Raw genomic sequence first — 7,140 nt, forward strand, 5'->3', positions numbered from 1 at the left:
TTCGTCGGTGACGGCCCGCCGCCCTTCCGCAAGGAACGCCGAACTCCCCACAGCCAGGGAAAACACGGCACAACACCAAAGCGCGAAACACCCCCCAACCAAAGGAAGCCACTTCAGGCCCCAGACGGTGAGATCTCAGGATGCCTACCCACAGACCCCACCAATCCCCTGTGGATAACCCGGAGATTCAACGAAAAACCTGTGGATAACCCAAGGAAGCAGCAGCCGACCTGACCGCTCGACCTGGCGGCATTCACCAACAGACGAAGAAACACAGGCCATGTCATCCAGGCGAACGCTCGGGACGTCTCTCACACACCCCCACCCCCAGGAGCCACGACGACGAATCCGTACGGCCCGCAGGATCCACGCCAACAGCACACACAGCCCTATGGGCAGCCACAGCACCCGCCCACCGGCTACCCCAAGCAGTACCCACAGCAACTGCACGGCCGGCCCTCCCCCCGCCCGGCTATGGATATGGGGGCCCGCCACCGCCCAAGCGCAGCGGCCAAGGCCCCGTGTCCTGATCTGAAAGCCTTGAACCGGGGAGAAAACGGGCGGGCCGCCCATCCGGCTAGTGTTGCTCCGCATGACGCATGCCGAGATCGAGGTCACCGCGGAGTTGGTGCGGGATCTGCTGCGTGACCAGCACCCCGACTTGGCCGATTACCCGGTGAGTCTCGGCGCGCGTGGCTGGGACAACCAGATTTGGCGGCTCGGCGACGACCTCGCCGTCCGGTTGCCCTGGGCGACGGAGTCCGCGGACGAGCTGCTGCGCAAGGAGCACACCTGGCTGCCCGCCCTCGCCCCGCGCCTTCCTCTGCCGGTTCCCGTCCCGCAACGCCTCGGCGAGCCCTCCGCGCGGTTTCCGCGCCCCTGGATCGTCACCACCTGGGTGCCGGGCGAGCCTGCCGACCGCGCCCCCGTCACACGCGCAGCGGAGGCGGCCACCGTCCTGGCCGCCTTCCTGACCGCTCTTCACCGACCCGCCCCCGAAGAGGTGGACACCGCCGGCCGGGGCCGCGGAAGGCCGCTGGCCGACCACTCCGAGTGGGTCGCCCAGCAACTCGCCTCGGCCACCGAGCTGGGGCTCATCCCCGACCCGGACGCCGTCCGCGCGCTCTGGGACGACGCCGCCGCCGCGCCCGGCTGGGCCGGCCCGGCGCTCTGGCTCCACGGCGACCTGCATCCGGCCAACGTCCTCACCGCGGACGGCACCATCTGCGGCGTGATCGACTTCGGCGACCTCTTCGCCGGCGATCCGGCCGTCGACCTCGCCGCCGCCTGGACTCTGCTGCCGGACGGCGCCGCCGACCGCTTCCATGCCGCCTGCCAGCCGGCCCCGAACCCCGCGACCCTGCGCCGCGCCCGTGGATGGGCCGTGATCCGCGCCCTCGCCGGCATCCACATCGGCGACGCCGGTGTCCACGGCCGGCCAGGCGGCAAGCCCACGTGGGGCCCACCCGCCCACGCCGCACTGCGACGCCTCATCGCAACAGCCCATCGCTGATCGATCACCTCTCCACCCGCTCGAACACCTTCGCGGGGTCCCTGGACGGGCTGCTGGTGACCGACTCTGAGATCCGCACGACCCGGCTGCGGTGGCTGTCCACCGGCCCGGTCGAGGCGTCCCCAGCCGCGGTGAAGGCCGAGGTCGCCAAGCTGGAATTCCTGCGCTCGATGGACGCGGACAGCCTGGATCTGTCGGTGCCGCCCGCTGAGCGGCGACGGTTCCTGGCCACGGTCGGGCGCCGGTTGACCGCGCAGGCGCTGGAACGGCGCGATCCGCAGCGCCGCTGTCCGATCCTGCTCACGCTGCTGGCGCAGTCGGCGACCGATGTACTCGACGAGGTCGTGCAGCTGTTCGATCAAGCGGTCTCGGCGCGGGAGAGCAAGGCTGAACGCAAGATGCGGGACGCGCCGGCCGAGCGAGGCAAGGCCGGGGAGGACCGGCAGGCGCTGCTGGACGACCTGCTGGACATCATCTTCGATCTGGGACTCGACGACGAGCAGATCGGTGGTCTGATCCGGGGCGAGCGGATCGGCTGGTCGCGCCTACGGCCGGCACCGGAGCAGGGAAAGCCCCGGCTGCCGCGTGATCACGGGCGCCTCGCGGCTGCAGCTCGGGCGGCAGCAGTTGTCGATCACGTCCCGACGACCGGGGTCGGCGAACCTCGGAACGGCGGATCAAAGCGGCGGGCCTTTCACGGCGGAAATCCCTGCGCAAGTCCGATTTCGAGGTCGCCCCCAACAGCGCCCCGGCCACCATCCACCCCTGGCCGGCGCGGAGGTCGCCATGACTTGAGTCAGGGACGCCGGGGCCCGCGCGGTGCTCGCGGCGGGGAACCCCGCTGCGGCGCGCTGGGCACCGAACGCCATCTTCTCGCCCTCGATCTCGAACCGCTCGACGGCCGCAGAGGAGCGGTTTCCCCCGCCGGGTTGCCACGGATGGCGACCCGTAAGCACGGCCTGCCGACTGTTCAGCCGGCAGCGGTGCCGGACCTCTGCTGGAACCAGGCCAGCACCTTGGGCAGCGAGAGCCTGAGCGAGGTGAAGTGGTTCACGTCGCCCACCTCCGTGAGGGTCGCGTCGACGTGCCGCGCCCGCAGGTCCTTCAGGCAGCTCGCGGAGTTGGCGAGAACCACGTCGCGGTCACCGGCGGCGGCGAAGAGCCGCACCGGCGCCCCGGCGCGCAGGTCGCGGCACGTCGTGTCGTTCTCCCTGATCGCCTTCAGCAATCGGCCCGTGGGCTTGCCAAGCTTGCCGAGATAGGTCGGGGTGAGGAGTTCGTCCGGCGTGGACGGCAGGGCGGCCGCGATGGTCTCCAGGTCGTGGCTCCCGTCGAGCAGGCCCGTCACCTTCGCGTCGTACGGCGAGCGGAACGCCTCGGACGGTTTCTGGTAGATGTCGTAAACCCGGTCCATCGAGGTCAGCCAGTAGGCGAGATAGAACGCCGCCGAACGCCCATCAAGCCTGCCGCCGACCGCGGCGGGGAATTCGGCGTGCTCGACGTCGAGCGGGCCACTGATGGGCGCGATCGCGGACACGTCCAGGTCGGTGTCCTTCTGCAGGGCAGCGCCCAGGGCCATGGCGGCGTGGCCCCCCTGGGAGAAACCGGTCACCATGATCCGCTTGTCGAGCGTGACCTGCTGCTGCCGGGCGAGCCTTCGGGCGGCCTTGAGGAGGTCGACGGAGGCTCCGGCCTCGGTGGCGGTGTGCATGTACGGGTGCGCGCCAGGCCCTTCGCCCAGGCCGAGATAGTCGGCTGCGGCCGCGGCGAAGCCGTGCGTGGCGAAGTAGACCGGCAGGTAGCGGCCCTCCCCTGTGGACGTCACCGAGGGTGCCTCTCGCCTGTCTGCCATTGTGCCGTGGCTGTAGCTGACGATGGGAAGCTCGTGGGCGGAGGTCTGGGGCAGGACGAGCGAACCTGTCGCCGTGGTGGGCCTGCCCTTCACGTCAACGGTGCGGTAGGTGACACTGTAGACATCGACGCCCTTGGCGTTCTCGATCGAGGGAAAGCCCGCCTTGCCGAGGAATGCGTTGACCTCACCGCCTGTCATGCGGGCCACTCGCTCGGCCTTCATCAGGGCACCTCTGACGGGAACTGCGGCAGCGGCGGCCGCGGTCACAGGCGCGGTGGCCACGAGAGCGGCACAGGTGAGAGCCGCGATGCGCGGGAAGTTCTTGATCACGGCAGCACGCTATTCTCCCGCACGTACCCGCCCCAAGCAGGACGCCCCCCGAACGGTGGTAGGGACGGCCCTACCGGGCCGCACCGCCGGCGCCTTCGTTCCCGCCCTGGCCGGTCCACCTCCGCTACCGAAAGGAGGACCCCCTTCGCGTCGGACCCCATCATGCTCGGCATGCCGGGGCCTACTTGCCTGACGTGCCTTAACGACCTTCATGCGACTGACCAGCAGGTTCGCTTGACAACCCCAGATAACGATCGTGGCGATGGGGGACGTCGTTCATGTTGTTGGCGGCCGCGCCGGCCCAGGGCGTGGGCCTGGCCTGGATGGCCCGCGTCGGCGAGGAGTCAGGCCCCAGTGATTCGGAGCACCACAGTGAGGTTCACTGAAGCCGCCTCATGATCGATTAGCTGGCGCTCAGGCAGAGCGGAAGCGCCTGGATGATCAGCTTGCTCGTCGCTTCGACGCAGGAGTCGTCGACGGTCTGGCCGGTGTTGAGGACACGCCACTGCGTGAGCCCGACCAGTAGGTCGAGGGCCAGGTCGAGGTCGAGGTCGGCGGGCAACTGGCCACGCTCCACCGCGCTCCTCAGAAACCGCTCGCACGCGATCCTGCGCGGCTGCCGGATCGCGGTGTCGAATGCCGCGGAAAGCCCGGGATTGCGAGCGGCCTCGGCTGTCAGATCGAGCACGATGCGCATGACCACGGGATCCAACAGCGTATCCGCCACCGCTCGGACGTAGGCTCGTACGTCGCTACTCAGGTCACCGGCCCCGCCTACCGGGACCTGCCGGGACGCGACGACGTCGATGAGGTCGACCACCATCGCCTCTTTCGAGGGCCACCGCCGGTAGAGCGCGGCCTTTCCCGTACCGGCCCGCCGGGCCACTGCGCCCATTGACATACCGGCGTAACCTGTCTCCGCCAGCTCGGCGACCGCCGCCGCGACGATGGTGTCGGTGACTGTCCGGCGCAGTACGGCGGCGCCACGACCACGCGGGCGGATCTCAGCCATATCGGCGATATTAACACGAGACGGAACGGTTGCGTCCCAACTTAAGGGCCACTTATCCTCCAAATGGAACGGATAGGTTCCGTCCTGAATCGAGGGAAGAGATGACTGACGTAGACGTACTCATCGTCGGAGGCGGACCGACCGGGCTGACGCTGGCTTGCGAGCTGGCCCGGCGCGGCGTCACCTTCCGAGTGATCGACAAATCCCTCGAATTCCACCACCAGTCTCGGGGTAAGGGCATACAGCCACGCAGCCTGGAGGTGTTCGACGATCTCGGCGTGGTCCAGGACTTCCTGGACGCGGGGACGTCCGAGATGCCGGCGCGGATTTACATGGACCGCCGGTTCATCGCGGAGCTACACCTCCTGGCCGGTGTCCACTCGCGGCCGGATGTGCCGTATCCGACGCTCGTCCTGCTGCCGCAGTGGCGCACCGAGCAGATACTCCGCGCCCGCCTGGCCGAGCTGGGCGGCCGCGTAGAACGCGGCCTGCAACTGGCCGACCTCAAGCAGTCCGACAGCCAGGTCGTCGCGCAACTCGCCTCGGGTGAGGTGATCCACGCCTCCTACCTCGTAGGCTGCGACGGCGGCAGTAGCGCCGTGCGCGAGGCCGCCGGGATCACCTTTCCCGGGCTGGTGTCGGAGACCGAGCACTATCTGCTCGGCGACGTGGAGGTGGACGGCCTGCCCCGCGACGGCTCCTATGTCTGGTACGCAGCGGATGAATCCTCCGTGGGCCTCGCGCTGCTGCCCGGCACGCTGTCGTGGCAGTTCGGCCTCACCGTACGCCCCGGCGAGGAGGGCGCCGGCCACGAGCCCTCACTCGAGCTTTTCCAGCGCCTGTTCGCGCAGCGCACTGGCCGGACGGATGTGCGCCTGCACAACGCCACCTGGCTGTCGCACTTCAGCTACAAGGTACGACTCGCCGACCGCTACCGTGCCGACCGCGTCTTCATCGCCGGAGACGCCGCCCACGTCCACCCGATCGCGGGCGGGCTCGGCATGAACACCGGCATCCAGGACGCCTACAACCTCGGCTGGAAGCTGGCCCTTGCGGTACGCGGCCAAGCCCCCGACAGCCTGCTCGACACGTATGAGCGGGAGCGCCGCCCGGTGGCCGAATCCGTGCTCAAGACCAGCGGCGCCGGCATGACCGCGCTGTTCTCCACCAGGCCTCTGATGACCTTCCTTCGCGACTGGATCATCCTGCCGCTGATGCGCAGCCCCGCGGTGACCAAGGCGATCGTCAGCAAGACCTCCCAGCTCGGCGTGAACTACCGCAGTTCCGAGCTGTCGGTCGGCGACAAGGGCAAGGTCCGTCCCGGCGACCGGGCACCCGACTCGCCGTGCCAGCACCCAGTGACCGGCGAGCAGTCGCGGCTGTTCGACCTCTTCCGCGGCCCTCACTTCACGCTGCTCCAGTTCGGCACGGTGGTACCAGGTCTGGCCGAGCGCCTGGACGGACTCTACGGCGACGACATCCGCGTCTACCAGCTGGAGCCAGGCCCCCCGAGCAAGCGCTACGGCGCCAACAGGGGCACGCTCGTCCTCGTCCGGCCGGACGGCTATGTGGCCGTACGGACCCGGTCAGGCGACGCAGTGGTCGACTACTTGAGGACAATCTCAGCCGCCTGAATCGGGACGAGCCGCTTCCAGCCGCTGCTGCCAGATCCGCTCCAGCTCGGCTCGCTCGGCCACGACTTGTTCGGCGGCTCGACGCCGGCCAGATGCCGCATGAGACCGTGCAGGGACAGCGACGACGGTTCAACGGCCCACTCAGAATGACGCTCCGACGGTATGTCTGCGCACTTGAGTTCGGACGTCGCCCGGTGCCAGTCCAGGAAGGAACTCAAGATTTCCCGCTCGTCACCGACAGCCGGCGCGCCCTTGCCGGCATTTTCATCGGAGGCGCCGGCGTCCACGGCCGCCCAGGCGGCAAGGCCATGTGGGGCCCCACCCGCCCACGCCTCACTGCGAAGCCTCATCGCAACGGCCATCGCTGATCGATCGCCTCTCCACCCGCTCGAACACCTTCGCGCCGGACCCCACCATGCTCGGCATGCCGGGGCCTGCTTGCCTGACGTGCCTTAACGACCTTCATGCGACTGACCAGCAGGTTCGCTTGACAACCCCGGATAACTGTCGTTCCGACCGCGTACTCCGCGGTGGACATGCCACGGTCACGCCGCGCGCCGGTGGTCAGCAGCGCCCACCGGGCACCCAGCCACCGCAACCGATCACACCGCACACGAAGCGCACTCGTTCGAGCCATCTGCTCCTCCTGGAGATCCCCGCCGGACCCACCGCCCGGCATCGGTCACACCAGGGTTCTCCATGCGCCTGCGGCCCCATCGACCCGAACACCATTCTGTGGATAACGCCACAGGCCAACCCCTCGACTGGGGATACCGCACCCAGGCGCCCGGCAGCGCGC

6 protein-coding genes are annotated in these 7,140 nt (G+C 69.0%); 2 read left to right on the forward strand and 4 right to left on the reverse strand.

Going from position 1 to position 7,140, the window contains the following annotated elements:
- The first annotated feature begins 592 nt into the window (after window positions 1–592).
- Window positions 593–1,513, forward strand: a complete 921-nt coding sequence (locus tag ABZ260_RS43005) for an aminoglycoside phosphotransferase family protein (protein WP_355629425.1) — start codon at window positions 593–595, stop codon at window positions 1,511–1,513.
- A gap of 4 nt (window positions 1,514–1,517) precedes the next feature.
- On the opposite strand, the gene ABZ260_RS43010 is transcribed toward ABZ260_RS43005, so the two are convergent.
- From ABZ260_RS43010 to ABZ260_RS43020, 3 genes are all read right to left on the reverse strand, one after another.
- Complete coding sequence (locus tag ABZ260_RS43010; RefSeq protein WP_355629428.1) at window positions 1,518–1,817, reverse strand: hypothetical protein; 300 nt, start codon at window positions 1,815–1,817, stop codon at window positions 1,518–1,520.
- A gap of 666 nt (window positions 1,818–2,483) precedes the next feature.
- On the reverse strand, window positions 2,484–3,587 hold the full coding sequence (locus tag ABZ260_RS43015) for an acetylxylan esterase (protein WP_355629431.1): 1,104 nt from the start codon (window positions 3,585–3,587) through the stop codon (window positions 2,484–2,486).
- Between the two features lie 511 nt (window positions 3,588–4,098).
- Window positions 4,099–4,707, reverse strand: a complete 609-nt coding sequence (locus ABZ260_RS43020; RefSeq protein ID WP_355629434.1) for a TetR/AcrR family transcriptional regulator — start codon at window positions 4,705–4,707, stop codon at window positions 4,099–4,101.
- A 101-nt stretch (window positions 4,708–4,808) separates the two neighbouring features.
- Between ABZ260_RS43020 and ABZ260_RS43025 the strand changes: the two genes are divergently transcribed.
- Window positions 4,809–6,341: an FAD-dependent monooxygenase gene (locus ABZ260_RS43025; protein WP_355629437.1), complete on the forward strand. Its 1,533-nt coding sequence runs from the start codon at window positions 4,809–4,811 to the stop codon at window positions 6,339–6,341.
- Here ABZ260_RS43025 and ABZ260_RS43030 read toward each other — a convergent pair.
- Window positions 6,314–6,628: a DUF664 domain-containing protein gene (locus tag ABZ260_RS43030; protein ID WP_355629440.1), complete on the reverse strand. Its 315-nt coding sequence runs from the start codon at window positions 6,626–6,628 to the stop codon at window positions 6,314–6,316. The two genes, ABZ260_RS43025 and ABZ260_RS43030, sit on opposite strands and share 28 nt — an antisense overlap.
- Window positions 6,629–7,140: the final 512 nt, after the last annotated feature.

Origin of the sequence: Streptosporangium sp. NPDC006013, assembly GCF_040614275.1 — a bacterium.
Taxonomy (GTDB): Bacteria; Actinomycetota; Actinomycetes; order Streptosporangiales; family Streptosporangiaceae; genus Streptosporangium.